Origin of the sequence: Streptomyces guryensis, assembly GCF_021261325.1 — a bacterium.
Classification (GTDB): Bacteria; Actinomycetota; Actinomycetes; order Streptomycetales; family Streptomycetaceae; genus Streptomyces; species Streptomyces guryensis.
The window spans coordinates 1-15,614 of sequence record NZ_JAJSBI010000017.1 but is presented as its reverse complement, the minus strand read 5'-3'; the positions used below and the strand labels follow the sequence as shown (position 1 = coordinate 15,614).

The 15,614-nt window shown below is 72.1% G+C and carries 15 protein-coding genes; 12 read left to right on the top strand and 3 right to left on the bottom strand.

Features of this window, described 5'->3' with window-relative positions:
- Positions 1-10 precede the first annotated feature (10 nt).
- Positions 11-913 carry a universal stress protein gene (locus LJ657_RS29310; RefSeq protein WP_232651847.1) on the bottom strand — a complete coding sequence of 301 codons (903 nt, stop codon included), beginning with the start codon at positions 911-913 and terminating at the stop codon, positions 11-13.
- A gap of 164 nt (positions 914-1,077) precedes the next feature.
- On the opposite strand from LJ657_RS29310, the gene LJ657_RS29305 reads away from it, so the two are divergent.
- The 12 genes from LJ657_RS29305 (at position 1,078) to hypE (ending at position 12,555) form a co-directional block, all read left to right on the top strand.
- Positions 1,078-1,902 (top strand): universal stress protein, encoded by an 825-nt coding sequence (locus LJ657_RS29305; RefSeq protein WP_232651846.1) that lies wholly within the window; start codon positions 1,078-1,080, stop codon positions 1,900-1,902.
- Positions 1,903-1,979: 77 nt separating this feature from the next.
- Positions 1,980-2,489, top strand: coding sequence for a hydrogenase maturation protease (locus LJ657_RS29300; RefSeq protein WP_232651845.1), 510 nt, complete (start codon positions 1,980-1,982; stop codon positions 2,487-2,489).
- Positions 2,486-4,774, top strand: coding sequence for a carbamoyltransferase HypF (hypF, locus tag LJ657_RS29295; RefSeq protein ID WP_232651844.1), 2,289 nt, complete (start codon positions 2,486-2,488; stop codon positions 4,772-4,774). The genes LJ657_RS29300 and hypF overlap by 4 nt, the downstream gene beginning before the upstream one ends.
- Before the next feature lie 6 nt (positions 4,775-4,780).
- Positions 4,781-5,038, top strand: a complete 258-nt coding sequence (locus LJ657_RS29290; RefSeq protein ID WP_232651843.1) for a HypC/HybG/HupF family hydrogenase formation chaperone — start codon at positions 4,781-4,783, stop codon at positions 5,036-5,038.
- Positions 5,039-5,254: 216 nt separating this feature from the next.
- On the top strand, positions 5,255-6,385 hold the full coding sequence (locus tag LJ657_RS29285) for a 4Fe-4S dicluster domain-containing protein (RefSeq protein WP_232651842.1): 1,131 nt from the start codon (positions 5,255-5,257) through the stop codon (positions 6,383-6,385).
- Complete coding sequence (locus LJ657_RS29280) at positions 6,385-6,849, top strand: Crp/Fnr family transcriptional regulator (protein ID WP_232651841.1); 465 nt, start codon at positions 6,385-6,387, stop codon at positions 6,847-6,849. Before LJ657_RS29285 ends, LJ657_RS29280 begins: the two co-directional genes overlap by 1 nt.
- Positions 6,846-7,652, top strand: a complete 807-nt coding sequence (locus LJ657_RS29275; protein ID WP_232651840.1) for an FAD/NAD(P)-binding protein — start codon at positions 6,846-6,848, stop codon at positions 7,650-7,652. The genes LJ657_RS29280 and LJ657_RS29275 overlap by 4 nt, the downstream gene beginning before the upstream one ends.
- A 1-nt stretch (position 7,653) precedes the next feature.
- Positions 7,654-8,421, top strand: coding sequence for an NADH-quinone oxidoreductase subunit B family protein (locus tag LJ657_RS29270; protein ID WP_232651839.1), 768 nt, complete (start codon positions 7,654-7,656; stop codon positions 8,419-8,421).
- Positions 8,418-9,791: a Ni/Fe hydrogenase subunit alpha gene (locus tag LJ657_RS29265; RefSeq protein WP_232651838.1), complete on the top strand. Its 1,374-nt coding sequence runs from the start codon at positions 8,418-8,420 to the stop codon at positions 9,789-9,791. Before LJ657_RS29270 ends, LJ657_RS29265 begins: the two co-directional genes overlap by 4 nt.
- Entirely contained in the window at positions 9,784-10,404 is a 621-nt protein-coding gene (locus LJ657_RS29260) for a CBS domain-containing protein (protein WP_232651837.1), read from the top strand. Before LJ657_RS29265 ends, LJ657_RS29260 begins: the two co-directional genes overlap by 8 nt.
- 16 nt (positions 10,405-10,420) lie before the next feature.
- Positions 10,421-11,524, top strand: a complete 1,104-nt coding sequence (hypD, locus tag LJ657_RS29255) for a hydrogenase formation protein HypD (RefSeq protein WP_232651836.1) — start codon at positions 10,421-10,423, stop codon at positions 11,522-11,524.
- Positions 11,521-12,555, top strand: coding sequence for a hydrogenase expression/formation protein HypE (gene hypE / locus LJ657_RS29250; RefSeq protein WP_232651835.1), 1,035 nt, complete (start codon positions 11,521-11,523; stop codon positions 12,553-12,555). Before hypD ends, hypE begins: the two co-directional genes overlap by 4 nt.
- A gap of 16 nt (positions 12,556-12,571) precedes the next feature.
- On the opposite strand, the gene LJ657_RS29245 is transcribed toward hypE, so the two are convergent.
- Both LJ657_RS29245 and LJ657_RS29240 read right to left on the bottom strand, forming a co-directional pair.
- Complete coding sequence (locus tag LJ657_RS29245) at positions 12,572-13,180, bottom strand: TetR/AcrR family transcriptional regulator (RefSeq protein ID WP_232651834.1); 609 nt, start codon at positions 13,178-13,180, stop codon at positions 12,572-12,574.
- 27 nt (positions 13,181-13,207) lie between these two features.
- A complete protein-coding gene (locus LJ657_RS29240) occupies positions 13,208-15,265 on the bottom strand; it encodes a galactose-binding domain-containing protein (protein ID WP_232651833.1) in 2,058 nt (685 codons plus the stop codon).
- Between the last annotated feature and the right edge of the window lie 349 nt (positions 15,266-15,614).

The following is a 15,614-nucleotide window of genomic DNA, read 5'->3' as shown; positions in this document are numbered from 1 at the left end:
TCGTGCGCGGTCAGTCGTGGGGTACGACGGCCACGGGGCAGCCGACGTGGTGAATCGCGGCGTGGGCGACCGGGCCGGTCCGGGGGATGGTGGGCCGCCCCGCCCTGCGGCGGCCGACGACGAGCAGGCTCGCCCCTGACGCGGCCCGCACCAGCACGGCCGGCGGGCGGCCTTCGGCGACGGTCTCGGCCACCTCGACCCCCGGGTACTTCTCGCGCCACACCTGCAGTACGGCGGTCAGGAAGCCGAGCCACTCCTCGGCCCGGTCCGGGCGGTTCACCAGACCGATGTCCCCGGAGCCGAGCCCGATCGGGGAGGGCTGCTGCCAGGCGTGCACGACCTTCAGTTGCGAGCGCCGCAGCCGGGCCTCCTCGAACGCGAACTCGATCACCTGGTCGCAGGGGTCGGCGAGATCGATGCCGAGGACGACGTCCCGGTACCGGGTGCGGGTGGACGCGGCGCCGTCCTCGTCCGGCAGATGCTCGTCGGCGGCCTCCTCGCCGGCCCGGACGAGGACGACCGGCCGGCCCGCTCCGGCCACCACACCCAGCGCGACCGAGCCGACGAGGAACCCGGTGAAACCGCTGAGGCCGCGCGAACCCAGTACCAGCAGGTCGGCCTGGTCGGCCGCCTTCAGCAGGGCCGCGGTCGCCGGGCCCTCGACCTGCTCGTCCTCGAGCTTCGCGGCGGGGCAGGTACGGCGGATGCGCTCCTCCGCCTGGCGCAGGGACCGTTGTGCGAGGTGCCGCTGAGCGGCCGTGGCGATCTCCCCGCCCTCCTGGCGGGGGTGCCAGTTCCAGGCGTGCACGAGCCGCAGTGGCCGGCCGCGGCGTACCGCCTCGCGGGCGGCCCACTCGGCGGCGGCGAGGCTCTCGGCGGATCCGTCGACTCCGGCGATGACGGGCGGAAGCATGGTGCGCACCTCCTGCGCTCGGACTGCTCCTCGCTGCCAGCTTCGTACCGTGGCCTACCGGCAGGTATGGGCCGCCAGGTCTCCAACCGGGTCCGTTCGGCCCCTGCGCACGCCGGGGGCGGACGGCGAGGGTGAGGAGACCCCGGCTCGGAAGGCGGCACACCATGCAACGAGTGATCATCGCCGGTGTCGACAGGTCGGCATGCAGCCGTGCCGCGGCCGAGTGGGCGACGCGCGAGGCGCTGCTGCGCGGACTGCCCCTGCGGGTGGTGCACGTGGAACCTCCGGCCCCCTTGGACCCGGTGGAGCAGTGGCCTTACCGGCCGGCGGCCGTGGCGGACCACGTGGTGGCCGAACTCGTCGAGCGGCACCCGGCGTTGCGGGTGCGCGGCGAGAGCCACACCGGGACTCCGGCCCCGGTGCTGCGGGCCGTGGCTGAGAAGGCGGAGCTGGTCGTGCTCGGCCTGCGCGGCGAGGGCGGTGGCGCTGGGAACAGGGTGGGCGCCACCGCTGCGGCCCTGGCGGAGAGGGCCGACGGACCGGTGGTCCTGGTCCCCGGCCCGCACGTCGGCCCGCCCCGCACGTCCGCCGGCGTGACCGTGGGCGTCGACGTCCGGGACCCGCTCGGCGGCGCGCTCGACTTCGCCTTCGAGGAGGCCCGGCTGCGCGGTGCACGTCTCCATGCGGTCTACGGCTGGAGGCTGCCCGCGTCCGCCGCCGCCTCGCCGTTCCCCGTCCTGGAGGAGGACCGCGCCACCTGGGAGGACCACGAGGTGCAGTTGCTGTCCGACGTGCTGCGGCCGTGGCGGACGAAGTATCCGGACGTCGACGTCCTGGAGGACGTCGTGCTCTTCACCCCGGCGGACGCCCTGGTCCATGCCTCGGAAGGTGCGGAACTGGTGGTGCTCGGTCGGAACTCCGCCCCTGGTGCCACGCTCCGGGACCTGCTGGAGCGCTCCCGTTGCCCGGTGGCCGTCGTCCCCGCATGATCAGGGGAGGGTCGGCCCCGGCGCTTGGGTCGTTCGGCCCCTGTGGGGCCGGATGGCGTCGGCCCACTGTGAGGACCATGAGGACACGTACTCGGATCGCCGTGATCGGCGTCGGCAACGAGTTCCGGCGCGACGACGGCGTGGGCTGGACCGTCCTCGCCCGGCTGCGGGAGCGGGCCGCGCAGCGGCAGCTCCCGCAGCCGGGCACCGTGCTCGCCACCTGCGACGGTGACCCCGGACGGCTGATCGGGCTGTGGGAGGGTGCGGATCTCGCAGTGGTCGTGGACGCCGCCCACGCGCACCCGGGCACGCCCGGCCGCGTGCACCGCCTGGAACTCGACAGCGGCCTCATGGCGCAGCCGCCGACGACCAGCTCGCACGGCCTTGGCCTGGGTGAGGCCGTCGAACTCGCGCGCGTCCTGGGCGTGTTGCCCGATCACCTCGTCGTGTATGCGGTGGAGGGCGCCGATAGCGCGCTGGGCACCGGCCTCTCCCCCGCCGTCGAGGACGCCGTGGAACCCCTCGTCCGGGCCGTCGAGTCCGAGCTCGACCGGCACCGGGAGACCGCGGCCAGGAGGCCGGCATGACCGTGCGGCGCTTCCGTGTGGAGGGGATCGTCCAGGGCGTCGGCTTCCGCCCGTTCGTGTACCGCACCGCGTCCGCGCTCGGCCTGGACGGCTGGGTGGCCAATGTCAACGGGCATGTGGAGGGCGAGGTCGCCGGCCCGCGGGGCACCATCGACGAGTTCGCGGTCCGGCTGCGCACCGACGCGCCGGCCCTCGCCCGGGTCCGCCACGTCCGGCTGACCGCCGGCACGCCCCAGCAGGTGTACGGCCCGGGTTTCCAGGTACGACACAGCGCGCCCGCCCGTGAGGACACCGCGCCACGTGAGATCCCGCCCGACGCGGCGATCTGCGAAGCCTGCCTGACCGAGTTGCACGACCCCCGCGACCGCCGCCACCGCTACCCGTTCATCAACTGCACGGACTGCGGACCGCGCGCCACGATCATCGAGGACCTGCCCTACGACCGGATCCGCACCACCATACGCCGCTTCCCGCTGTGCGCCCGGTGCGCCGCCGAGTACGCCGATCCGGGCGACCGGCGCTTCCACGCCGAACCTGTCGCCTGCCCCCTGTGCGGTCCCCGGTTGGCCTGGGAGGACCTGCGCGGAGAAGAGGCGCTGCGGGCAGCGGTGAAAGCCGTCGAGGCGGGTGGGATCGTCGCGCTGAAAGGTCTCGGCGGCTACCAGCTCGTGTGCGACGCGGGCGATCCGGCGGCCGTGTCGGAGCTCCGGCGCCGCAAGTACCGTCCGGGGAAACCGTTCGCCGTCATGGTCCGCGACCTCGACGCGGCCGCCCGCCTGGCGCGGGTCAGCGCCTCCGAGCGGCAGGCGCTGGTGTCCCCGGAGCGTCCGGTGGTACTGCTCGCCCGGCGCAGGGGGCACGGTGCCGCCCCGCTCGCCCGCGAGGTGCACCCCGGCCTGACCCGCGTGGGCCTGTTCCTGCCCACCACCGGCCTGCACCACCTGCTCCTCGACGAGCTGGCCCGCCCTCTCGTGGTGACCAGCGGCAACCTCAGCGACGAGCCGATCGCCGTCGACGACACCGAGGCCCGGCGCACGCTGGCCGCCGTCGCGGACGGCTTCCTCACCCACGACCGGCCGATCCACTCGCGCTACGACGACTCGGTGGTGCAGTTCACCGGGCGGATCCGGATCACGGTCCGCCGGGCCCGCGGGCTCGCTCCCGCCCCCTTGGCGCTGTCCGTCCGCGAGCCGGTCGCCGGGGTCGGCGCCCAGCTCAAGCACACCTTCACGCTGGCCGCCGACGGCCGGGCCCATCTCGGCCCGCACACCGGAGACCTGGCCGACCTGGCTGCCCACGAAGCGTTCCTCGCGTCGTACGAGCACCTCAAGCGGCTCACCTGCATCGAACCGGAGGTCCTCGCCCACGACCTGCACCCCGGTTATCTGTCCACGCAGTGGGCCGAGACGCAGCCGCTGCGCCTCATTCCGGTGCAGCACCATCACGCACACGTGGCCGCCTGCGCGGCCGAGCACGGCATGCACGGGCGTTTCCTCGGTGTCGCCTACGACGGCCTGGGGCTGGGCGACGACGGCACCCTGTGGGGCGGCGAGATCCTCGTCGCCGATCTGAGCGGCTACCGCCGCGTGGGCAGGTTCGCGACCGCGCCCCTGCCCGGCGGCGACGCGGCGGTACGCCATCCTTCCCGCACGGCGCTCGGCCATCTGTTCGGCGCGGAGACGCTGGGCTCCCCGCGTCCGTATCCCTGGCTCACCCGGGCCTTCACGGACCGGCTCGATCCGGCCGAGGTCGCCGCCGTGCGCGCGATGGTCGCCCGGGGCGTGAACTGCCCACGCGCCTCCAGCGCCGGCCGGCTGTTCGACACGGTCGCCGCGCTGCTGGGGCTGTGCGACCGGGCCGGCTACGAGGGCGAGGCGGCCGTCCTGCTGGAAGCCGCCGCGGGCACCGAGCACGTCGCGGCCCTCGCCCATCGGGTGGTCCGGGCGCAAGGCCTGTGGGTGTACGACCCCGCGCCGACGCTGGCCGATCTGCTGGAGCGGCGGCTGGGCGGCGAGCCGGTGGCCCGGCTGGCCGCGGCGTTCCATCTGACGCTCGGGGTCGTCACCGCGGAGCTCGTCGCGCGGGCCGTGGCCGAGGGCGCGCCGCGCACGGTGTGTCTCGGCGGTGGTTGCTTCGTCAACCGCCGTCTGCTGACGGAGGTGAGGCGGCGGCTGCACGCGCAGGGGCTGCGGGTGCTCGTCGGCGGTCAGGTTCCGGTCGGGGACGGCGGCATCAGTTACGGCCAGGCGGCGGTCGCTGCCGCGCGGCTGGCCGGGGAGAGGTGAGCAACTATGTGCCTGGGAATCCCGGGGCGGGTGGTGGAGATCCACGACGATGCGGGGCTGCGGATGGCCACGGTGGATTTCGGCGGGGTACGGCGCGAGGTCTGTCTGAGCTGTACGCCCGAAGCGGATGTGGGGTCGTACGTGATCGTGCACGTCGGGTTTGCGATCACCTTGGTCGACGAAGCGGAGGCTCGGCGGACGCTGGCCGTGCTGCGGGTCATGGCGGGGGCCGTCGAGGGGGAACTGGGCGAGGCCCTTCCCTAGGCCCGGTCGGCAGAGCGGCCGGCCGCAGGGTGTGTCGGCCGCGGCCGTCTGTGGCTGAACGCGCCTCGCGGTGGAGCCGCACACCGATACAGCCCCGCGCCCCTTTCGGGGCGTTGCAGGTCCGGTCGGCTTGTGCGGCTGGGCCAATTGGCCCCTGCCTCACGTGGCGGGCGCCGTCAGAAGCTGAGAGTGGAACCAGCGACGAGGAGGAGCGACATGAGCGCAGCCCCGGCCGCCCTCGATCGGGACGGGCTCAGTGCCCTGGTCGCGGTGCTGGTGGCAGACGGACGGACCGTCGTCGGGCCGACCGTCCGCGACGGTGCGATCGTGCTGTCCGAGCTGGATTCGGCGGATGCCCTGCCGTACGGCTGGGGTGTGGAGCTGGAGGCCGGGCGGTACCGGCTGGTGCCGCGCGAGGACGGTGCCGCCTTCGCGCACAGCGCGGGACCGCAGTCCTGGAAGAACTTCCTGCACCCGTCCCGGGAGCGGCTGTGGAGTGCCGACCGGACGGCGGAGGGCGAGGTGACGTTCACCGCGCACGAGCCCGCGGCCCCGGCGTACGCCTTCCTCGGCGTCCGGCCCTGCGACCTGCGGGCCATCGCCATCCAGGACCGCGTACTGATCGGCGGCCGGTACGAGGACACCGGGTACGGGACGCGGCGCCGCGGTGCGCTGCTGATCGCCGCCGAGTGCACCGAGCCCGGCGCCACCTGCTTCTGTATCTCCACCGGCGGCGGGCCCGCCGCCGACCCCGGTTACGATCTCGCGCTCACCGAGGTGGTCGACGAGGACGGGCACCGGTTCCTGGTGCGCGTGGGCAGCGAGGAAGGCGCGCGGCTGCTGGAGCGGGTTCCGCACCACGGCGCAGACCTTGCCACGGAGGCCACCGCCCGCGCCTCCGTGGACGCCGCCCGCGACCGGATGGGCCGCTCGCTGCCCCCGGTCGACCTGCGCTCCCTGATGGGCGCGAGCCTGGACGCCGAACGCTGGAATGACGTCGCCGAGCGCTGTCTGACCTGCGGAAATTGCACCATGGTGTGCCCAACCTGCTTCTGCACCACGACGGAGGAGGTCACCGACCTGACCGGTGACCACACCGAGCGCTGGCAGCGCTGGGACTCCTGCTTCGACCTGGACTTCTCCTACCTGCACGGCGGCTCGGTGCGCCGCTCGCCCCGCAGCCGCTACCGGCAGTGGCTCACCCACAAGCTCTCGACCTGGCACGACCAGTTCGACACGACCGGATGCGTGGGCTGCGGACGCTGCATCGCCTGGTGTCCGGTCGGCATCGACATCACGGAGGAAGTGGCCGCACTGGACGCCGAACGCGGAACGGAGTCGGACTGATGCCCCCCTCGATCGCCCTGCGCATGAACCACGCCCTGCCTGCCGAACATCGCGAGCGGCTGCTGCGTGTCGGCCGCGAGGCCGCCTTCCCGCAGGGCAGCCGCCTTTTCGAGGAGGGCGGGCACGCGAACCGGTTCTGGATCATCCGCAGTGGGACGGCCGCCCTCGACATACACGTCCCCGGCCGCCGCCCGCCGGTCGTCGAGACGCTCGTCGTCGGTGATCTCCTCGGCTGGTCCTGGCTGTACGAGCCGTTCGTGTGGCAGCTCGGCGCGGAGGCGGTGACGCCCTTGCATGCCTACGAGTTCGACGCCGTCGCCGTCCGTCTGATGTGCCTGGACGACCCCGAGTTCGGGCGTGTCGTGGAGCACTGGGTCGGCCGGGTGCTGGCCCACCGGCTGAACGCGGCCCGCGCCCGGCTGGTCGATCTGTACGGCGTCCACGAGACGAAGGACGAGCGATGACCGCCGTGCCGGTGCCCCACCGGGTGGTCGCCCGCCGGGCGGAGACCGCCGACACGGTCACGCTTCGGTTCGAACCGGTGGGCTCCGCACTCCCCGACTTCCTGCCGGGGCAGTTCGCGATGGTGCACTCCTTCGGGCGTGGCGAGATTCCGGTGTCCGTCAGCTCCGTACAGGCCACCGGCGGTCTGGCACACACGGTTCGCTCCGTGGGCGCGGTCTCCGACGGGCTGTGCGCGGCCCGGGTCGGCGACGTCGTCGGCATCCGCGGTCCCTACGGCACCAGCTGGGAGTCGGCGCGGGCGCGCGGCCGTGACGTCGTGATCGTGGCGGGCGGCATCGGTTTCGCCCCGTTGCGGCCGCTGATCCTGGCGGTGCTGGCCGAGCCGGCCGCGTACCGGAGCGTGAACGTCCTGATCGGTGCGCGCACCCCGAGCGATCTGATCGCCCGGGCGGAGGTGGCGAGTTGGGCCACCGCGTACACCGGGGTGACAGTGGACCAGCCCGAGGTCGACTGGCGCGGAGACGTCGGCGTGGTCACCGAGTTGCTCGGGCGGGCGCAGTTCGAACCGGAGGAGACGACGGCGTACGTGTGCGGCCCCGAGCCGATGATCCGGGCCACGTCCCGCGAACTCGCGCACCTCGGTGTCCCCCGCGACCGCATCCAGGTCTCCCTGGAGCGGAACATGCGGTGCGCTACCGGGCACTGCGGCCATTGCCAGCTCGGCCCCCTGCTGGTGTGCCGGGCGGGTCCCGTCGTGGACTGGACATGCGCGGAACCCCTGCTTTCCGTAAGGGAGTTGTGAGATGGCCGCCACGAAGACCAGGCCCCGGCTCGCGGTGTTCAAGCTGGCTTCCTGCGACGGCTGTCAGCTCACCCTGCTGGACTGCGAGGACGAACTCCTGACGCTGGCGGGCGAAGTGGACATCTCGCACTTCCTGGAGGCGTCCAGCGCGGTGGAACCAGGTCCCTACGACCTCTCCCTCGTCGAGGGTTCGATCACCACGGCCGAGGACGCCGAACGGATCCGGACGATCCGCGCCGCTTCGCGCCACCTGGTGACCATTGGGGCGTGCGCCACGGCCGGTGGCATCCAGGCCCTGAGGAACTTCGCGGACGTCGACGAGTTCCGGCGCACGGTCTACGCCCACCCCGAGTACATCTCCACGCTCGCCACCTCCACGCCCGTGTCGGCCCATGTGGACGTCGACTTCGAGCTGCGCGGCTGCCCGATCGACCGCAGGCAGCTCATCGAGGTGATCACCGCGTTCCTCGCCGGCCGCAGGCCGGACGTGCCGAACCACAGCGTGTGCTTCGAGTGCAAGCGGCGCGGCACGGTCTGTGTGACGGTCGCCCACGGCACGCCGTGCCTCGGACCGGTCACGCACGCCGGGTGCGGCGCGCTCTGCCCGGCGTACCACCGCGGCTGCTTCGGCTGCTTCGGCCCGTCCGGGTCGGTGAACCTGCCGGCGCTGATCCCGCTGCTGCGCCGCGACGGCCTCGACGAGGACGACGTGGAGCGGTTCCTGCACACCTTCAACACGGCTGCTTTCGACGAGGAGTTGGGCAAGTGACGCACCGCGGATCCCGTGTCCTGCACGTCGGCTCGCTGTCCCGGGTCGAGGGCGAGGGCGCCCTGCGCCTGAAGGTGCACGACGGCACGGTCACGGACGCGCGGCTGGAGATCTACGAACCGCCGCGCTTCTTCGAGGCGTTCCTGCGCGGGCGTTCGTACACCGAGCCACCGGACATCACGGCACGGGTGTGCGGGATCTGCCCCGTGGCGTACCAGATGAGCGCGTGCGCGGCGATCGAGGACGCGTGCGGGGTGACGGCCGACCCGGTGATCCGGGACCTGCGCCGGCTGCTGTACTGCGGGGAGTGGATCGAGAGCCAGGTCCTGCACATCTATCTGCTGCACGCCCCGGACTTCCTGGGCCGTGCGAGCGCGATCGAGCTGGCCCGCACCCACCGGGCGGAGGTCGAGCGCGGGCTGAGGCTCAAGAAGGCGGGCAACTCCCTGATGGAGCTGATCGGCGGGCGCGCCGTGCACCCCGTCAACGTACGGCTGGGCGGCTTCCACCGGGTGCCGACGCGTGCCGAACTGCGGCCGCTCGCCGAGCAGTTGAAGCAGGCGCTGGACGATGCGTGGGAGACCGTGCGCTGGGTGGCCGGTTTCGACTTCCCGGACGGTCACGTCGAGGCCGACCTGTTGGCGCTGGCCGCCCCGGACACGTATGCCATCGAAGGCGGTACGCCGACGGTGCTGCGCGCGGACGGCACCACGGCTTCCTTCCCGGTGCGGGACTTCACCGAGCATGTCGCCGAGACCCATGTGGAGCACTCCACGGCGCTGCACTCGCGGCTGGACGGACGGCTGCACCTCACGGGCTCCCTCGCCAGGTTCGCGATCGGCGGGGCACGGCTGTCGCCGGTCGCTCTGGAGGCAGCCGTGGAGGCGGGACTCGGCGATCCGCGCGAGGGCGCGGTGTGCCGCAATCCGTTCCGGTCGATCCTGGTGCGGGCGGTGGAGAGCGTGTACGCCGTCGCGGAGGCGCTGCGGATCATCGACGCGTACGAGCCGCCCGCACAGCCGTACACGGATGTGCCCCCGGTCGCGGGCGTCGGCCACGGCGCCACCGAGGCGCCCCGAGGGCTCCTCTACCACCGCTACGAACTCGACGCGGGCGGTCTCGTGACCAGTGCGCTGCTGGTACCGCCCACGGCACAGAACCAGGGCGCGATCGAGGACGACCTGCGTCGGCTGACCCAGCGTGCGATCGGCGAACGCGACCCGGACGACGCCGAGTTGACCGCCCTGTGCGAGCGGGCGATCCGCAATCACGACCCTTGCATCTCGTGCTCCACCCACTTCCTCGACCTGACGGTCGTCCGTACCTCATCGGACACCTCGCACGACATTTCGGGAGGCTGCGATGCCTGAATCTCCGTACACCGTGAGCGATGTGATGACGCACACCGTCGTCGCCGTCGGCAGTGAGGCGCCCTTCAAGGAGATCGTCGAACTGCTCGACCAGTGGAAGGTCAGCGCTCTGCCGGTCCTGGCGGGCGAGGGCCGCGTCGTGGGGGTGGTATCCGAGGCGGACCTGATGGCCAAGGAGGAGTTCCGGGACACCGAGGAGGGTGATCCGGCCGACCGCAGGAAGGCCGGCGCAATCACCGCGGGCGAGCTGATGAGCGCCCCGGCCGTGACCGTGCACGCCGACGCCTCGCTGGCCGAGGCCGCCCGGATCATGGCACGCCGGCACGTCAAGCGGCTGCCCGTCGTGGACGGGGTCGGCCTGCTGCAGGGCGTGGTCAGCCGCAGTGATCTGCTGAAGGTCTTCCTCCGTGACGACGAGGAGATCGCCCAGGAGATCCGGCACAGCGTGCTCGGCCAGTTGCCGGTCACCACTCCCCTGACCGTGAGCGTGAAGGAGGGCGTCGTGACGCTGGGCGGCTCCCTGCCCGACCGGATGCTCGTGCCGGTGGTGGCGCGGGCGGTGCGGGCGGTGGAGGGGGTCGTGGACATCCGGCTCGATCTCACGCACCGATGACGCAGGCGGAGGGCCGATGAAGTACCTCGACGAGTACCGCGACCCCGTCCTCGCCCGGCGGCTGCTGGACGAGCTGCGGCAGACCGCCACCCGGCCCTGGCGGATCATGGAGGTGTGCGGCGGGCAGACCCACACGCTGGTGCGCCAGGGCATCGACGAGCTGCTGCCCGCGGGGATGCGGATGATCCACGGGCCCGGCTGCCCGGTCTGCGTGACCCCGCTGGAGACTCTGGACCGGGCCATGGCGATCGCCGGCCGGCCCGGCGTGATCCTCACCAGCTTCGGCGACATGCTGCGCGTGCCCGGCACGGACACCGACCTGCTGTCACTGCGGGCGCGGGGCGCGGACGTACGTGTGGTCTACGCCCCGATGGACGCCGTACGCCTGGCCGCCGACCGGCCCGATCGGGAGGTGGTCTTCCTCGCGGTCGGTTTCGAGACGACCGCGCCGGCCAACGCGATGGCGGTACTGCATGCGGCCCGCCTCGGCCTCGAGAACTTCTCGATGCTGGTCAGCCATGTCCTCGTGCCGCCCGCCATGACGGCGCTGCTCGACGACCCCGACTGCGAGGTGCAGGCGTTCCTGGCGGCCGGGCATGTGTGCGCGGTGATGGGCTGGACCGAGTACGAGCCGATCGCCGCCCGCCACAAGGTGCCGGTCGTGGTCACCGGCTTCGAGCCGCTGGACCTGCTGGAAGGCATCCTGATGGCCGTGCGGCAGCTGGAGGACGGCCGGGCCGGAGTGGAGAACCAGTACGTGCGAGCCGTGCGGCGTTCCGGCAACACCTACGCGCAGGACGCCGTCCGCGCGGTCTTCCGGGTCACCGACCGGGCCTGGCGCGGCATCGGGGCGCTGCCCGACAGCGGTCTCGAACTCGGCGAGCAGTACCGGCAGTTCGACGCCGCCCGCCGCTTCGACGTGGGCGGGCTGCGTCCCGTCGAGGACGCGGAATGCATCGCGGGCGCCATCCTCACCGGGGCCAGGCTGCCCACCGACTGCGCCGCGTACGGCACTCGTTGCACCCCCCGCCACCCTCTGGGCGCACCGATGGTGTCGTCCGAGGGCACCTGCGCCGCCTTCCACGCGGCCGGACGCACTCCGACGAGGAGCACGGCATGAGCATCCGATGCCCCACCCCGAACCACGAGGACGAGGTCGTCCTGCTGGGCCACGGCGCCGGCGGACGCCTCACCGCGGAGCTGCTCGACCGGCTGGTGCTGCCCGCCGTGGGCGGCGGTACGGGCCCGCTGGAGGATGCCGCGCTGCTGCCCGGCCACCCCGGCCTGGTGATGAGCACCGACAGCTTCGTCGTCAGCCCGCTGTTCTTCCCCGGCGGGGACATCGGATCCCTCGCCGTGCACGGCACGGTCAACGACCTCGCCATGCGGGGTGCCCGGCCACTCGCCCTGTCCGTGTCCCTCATCGTCGAGGAGGGGCTGCCGCTGACCGAACTGCGTTCCGTGATGGCCTCGTTGGGCAAGGCGGCGCAGGACGTGGGCGTGCCCGTGATCACCGGGGACACCAAGGTCGTGGGCCGTGGCGCGGCCGACCGGCTGTTCATCAACACCACCGGCGTCGGGCAGCGGCACGAACTGCTGTGCCCCTCGGCGGCGCTGGCCCGCTCCGGCGACGTGGTCCTGCTGTCCGGTCCGGTCGGGCTGCACGGCACGACCGTGCTGAGCACCCGTGAGGGGCTCGGCTTCGAGAGCGACATCGCCTCCGACACACGGCCGCTGCACCGGCTGGTGCGTGAACTGGCCCCACTGGGCGCCGCGGTCCATGTGCTGCGCGACCCGACCCGGGGCGGATTGGCCGCCGCGCTCAACGAGATCGCCCGGGACTCCTCCGTCGCCGTGGAGATCGAGGAGAGCGCCGTCCCGGTGCCGGAGGCGGTGGCCTCCGCCTGCGACCTGCTCGGTCTGGACCCGCTGGTCGTCGCCAACGAGGGCTGCCTGCTCGCCTTCGTCGACGCCGGCGCGGCCGACCGGGCGCTGGCCGCTCTGCGGTCGCTGCCCGAGGGGGCGCAGGCGGTGCGGATCGGCGAGGTGCTGCGGGAGGGACCGCGAGGGCGGGTCACCCTGCGCACACTGGTCGGCGCCCGGCGCATCGTGGACATGCCGCTGGGCGAGCAGCTCCCCCGTATCTGCTGACCCGGATCTGCCGAGGCTAGGCCCGGCGGACGTCGTCCTGGACCAGGCTCGCGATGTGGGCGGTGACCGTGTCGAGGATGTCGGTCCACGCTGACTCGTCGCCGAGGACGAGGTAGTTGAGTGTCAGACCGTCGGTCATGGCGGCCAGGTAGCGGGCCAGCACCGGCGCGGGGACGGCGAGTCGGAGGCCCATGGTGCGGCGCAACCCGTCGATGAGCTCGGTGTAGGCGGCGCCGTACAGCTCGTACTGCCGTCGCGCCAGGTGCTCGAAACCCGGCTCGCGCAGGGCGTACTGGGTGAGTTCGTAGGTGAGCATGTGCTCGTCGGGGTGGGCGCGGACGTGGTCCCAGTACGCCTGGAAGCCGGCCCGGACGGTCTCCACGAGGGTGGACCTGGGCCGCAGGGCCTGCTTCACCACCGTCACCGAGTGGTCGGTGAGAGTGGTGATGACGGCCTCGACCAGGGCCTGCTTGGAGTCGAAGCAGTAGTGGAAGACGCTCAGGGACACGCCCGCCTCGGCGGCGATGGACCGGGTCGTCGTCCTGGCGACGCCGTCCCGGGCCATCGCCCTGATCGCCGCTTCCGTCAGCTGTCTGCGTCGCTCGGCCGACGGCATGCGTGCCATGTGTGTCCTCGGGGATGGTGACGGACCTCAGGCGCTGTGGACGCCCACTTCGTACAGCGAGTATCCCCAGTCTGTGCCGCGCTGCAGGCAGTGGATGCGGACGTAGCGGGCCGGTGTGCCGGTGAAACGGGCGGTGTCCAGTCCGCCGTCCCCGGACGTGGTGGACCAGACGGTCTGCCAGTCGGTGCCGTCGGTGGAGAGTTCGATGCGGTACGACTTGCCGTACGCGCGCTCCCAGCCCAGCGTGACCCGGCCGACGCGATGGGTTGAGCCGAGGTCGACCTGCCACCACTGGTCGTCGCTCCAGTCGCTCGCCCAGCGAGTGCCGTCGTCACCGTCGACGGCCCGGCCCGGCTGGTGGCTGGTGAACGGGTTCCACTCGGACGAACTCGCGGTGGCACTCGCGCCCTCGGCGAGGTCGACCGACGCCTGGTGCCGCTCGGTCGCTCCCCAGGTGCCCAGGTAGGACTCGGCACCCCGCATCAGGTCGTTCACCACACCCTGGCCACCGTTGAGCCGGATGTCCTCGATCCAGTCAGGGATCATGCCGACGTCGGCCGCGCCGTCGGTGTTGAAGTCGAAGGTGCGCTCACCGGTGGTCTGCCGGTCGATGACCGAGCCGCCGTCGGCGCTCCTGAAGGGATAGATGACCTTGTTGGGGGCGTCGGCACCGCGCGGTGCCGGGTGGTCGCCGATGCCGTTGAAGTCGGTGCCGTAGCCGTAGCCCACGTGGTATTTGTCGCGCAGCGCCTTCGTCCGTGCGGCCTCCGCGACGAACCCCTGGGAGCCGTGCATGTACTGGGCGACGAAGCCGCCGAGGGAGTAGACCCGTTCGGTCCAGTTGAGGTCCATCCAGCTGTGCGAGGAGATCACGCCGGGGTAGGACTCGGACTCCAGGATGTCCAGCGCCTGGCCGACGGCCTTGACGCTCATGTGGTCGATCTCCAGCATCATCTTGCGTTTCATCATGCCGCGCACGGCATATGCGCCGAGGTCGGTGAGGCCGCGTTTGTTGCACTGGGCGTCGGAGTCGTACGCGGGGACGTCCACGCCCGCCGGAAGGTCCTTCTCCGCGGCGGAGGAGGCGGTGCCGATGGGGTTGTCGTGCTGGGGGCCGGTGCACTTCTCGGTCTGCCAGAAGGTGCCGGTGGAGAGGAACTGCCCGACGTTGATGGCCGTTCCGAGGCCTCCCGAGTCGAAGCGGACGCCGCACAGCGCGTTGTCGAACTTGTGGCACAGGAACATCGAGCGCACGCCCAGCCGGTACAGCTCGTCCAGCCCCTTGTCGATGTCGGCCTTGCCGCACTGCGGTATGTCGAGGACCTGCTTGCAGCCGAACGGCTCGGATGTCTCCACGCCCAGGACGACGGCCAGCTTGCCCTGCTTGATCACCTCACGGGCCTGTGCGCTGTCGGTGACGATCCGGAACCAGCCCTTGCCGGGGCCGCCGTACATCTTGTCGATGTAGTCCTGCAGTTGGTACGTCAGCTTCGCCTGCAGCCGGATGGAGGTCATCTCGTCGCAGCTGCGGTCCTTGAAGGGGTAGACCGAGCAGATCATGCCGTTGGTGACGAGGTCGTTGACCAGCACCCGCTGCCCGCCGCGCCAGGCCCGCTCCAGCCAGGCGTAGTAGTTCGCCTGATGGGTCATCGAGTCGTACGCCGGCCAGTCCTTGAAGGTCGGCCAGCCGACCGGGTCGTGCCTGCCGTCGCCGCCGTGGGTGATGTAGTCGAAGACCGCGAGGGAGCCGTCGGGGTAGTGCTCGGGACAGTCCTTGAGGGCGTCGGCGACCCCGGCCTCGGAGAACACCTTGCCGCAGATCAGCCGGCCGCCGAAGGCCTCGTTGGAGAACAGATGGTTGTGTGCGTCGACGAACCCGCGTACCTCGCCCGCCGAATCGGTGCCGGTGAACGGCTCACCGGTGACGTTGATCCGGGCGTCCGGGGCGGGGCGCGCGACCGGGACCCACCAGTCGTCGCCGGCCGCCGAACTCGGCGTGGGGCCAAGGACCAGGCCCACGAGAAGGAGTAGCAGCGACACCACGGTGACGTTCTTGCGGCGGTACGAGCGTCGAGTCGGCGTCACGGCCCACGTCCCTCGGTCGGCGGGATCGCGCGGTTGACCAACCCATGAGGTTGTCATGACCCGCGCAAGACATGGGACGAGGATGGGTGCGGGCACCTTCCGAGTCAAGGGTCCGGGACGCTTGACCTGATGGCGCGCGGCTCCGGCCGGCCACGCGCCACAGAGCTGCGCTGCACCCCTCAGCGGCCCGCACCGCATTCAGCGCGTGTCCCTGTGTTCAGTTCCCTGACCATCCCCTCGTAGCGTGGAGCCCGTGATTGCAGGGGAAGTTGGGATTCATGGGGTCCAAGAAGAAGCCGCCGTACGACGCTGAGTTCCGTGAGGGCGCGGTGCGCATCGTGGTCGAGAC

What these genes read in the sequence shown, in the direction of transcription:
- LJ657_RS29310 (WP_232651847.1), bottom strand. Translation starts at nt 913, where the DNA reads ATGCTTCCGCCCGTCATCGCCGGAGTCGACGGATCCGCCGAGAGCCTC.
- LJ657_RS29305 (WP_232651846.1), top strand. Translation starts at nt 1,078, where the DNA reads ATGCAACGAGTGATCATCGCCGGTGTCGACAGGTCGGCATGCAGCCGT.
- LJ657_RS29300 (WP_232651845.1), top strand. Translation starts at nt 1,980, where the DNA reads ATGAGGACACGTACTCGGATCGCCGTGATCGGCGTCGGCAACGAGTTC.
- hypF (WP_232651844.1), top strand. Translation starts at nt 2,486, where the DNA reads ATGACCGTGCGGCGCTTCCGTGTGGAGGGGATCGTCCAGGGCGTCGGC.
- LJ657_RS29290 (WP_232651843.1), top strand. Translation starts at nt 4,781, where the DNA reads ATGTGCCTGGGAATCCCGGGGCGGGTGGTGGAGATCCACGACGATGCG.
- LJ657_RS29285 (WP_232651842.1), top strand. Translation starts at nt 5,255, where the DNA reads ATGAGCGCAGCCCCGGCCGCCCTCGATCGGGACGGGCTCAGTGCCCTG.
- LJ657_RS29280 (WP_232651841.1), top strand. Translation starts at nt 6,385, where the DNA reads ATGCCCCCCTCGATCGCCCTGCGCATGAACCACGCCCTGCCTGCCGAA.
- LJ657_RS29275 (WP_232651840.1), top strand. Translation starts at nt 6,846, where the DNA reads ATGACCGCCGTGCCGGTGCCCCACCGGGTGGTCGCCCGCCGGGCGGAG.
- LJ657_RS29270 (WP_232651839.1), top strand. Translation starts at nt 7,654, where the DNA reads ATGGCCGCCACGAAGACCAGGCCCCGGCTCGCGGTGTTCAAGCTGGCT.
- LJ657_RS29260 (WP_232651837.1), top strand. Translation starts at nt 9,784, where the DNA reads ATGCCTGAATCTCCGTACACCGTGAGCGATGTGATGACGCACACCGTC.
- hypD (WP_232651836.1), top strand. Translation starts at nt 10,421, where the DNA reads ATGAAGTACCTCGACGAGTACCGCGACCCCGTCCTCGCCCGGCGGCTG.
- hypE (WP_232651835.1), top strand. Translation starts at nt 11,521, where the DNA reads ATGAGCATCCGATGCCCCACCCCGAACCACGAGGACGAGGTCGTCCTG.
- LJ657_RS29245 (WP_232651834.1), bottom strand. Translation starts at nt 13,180, where the DNA reads ATGGCACGCATGCCGTCGGCCGAGCGACGCAGACAGCTGACGGAAGCG.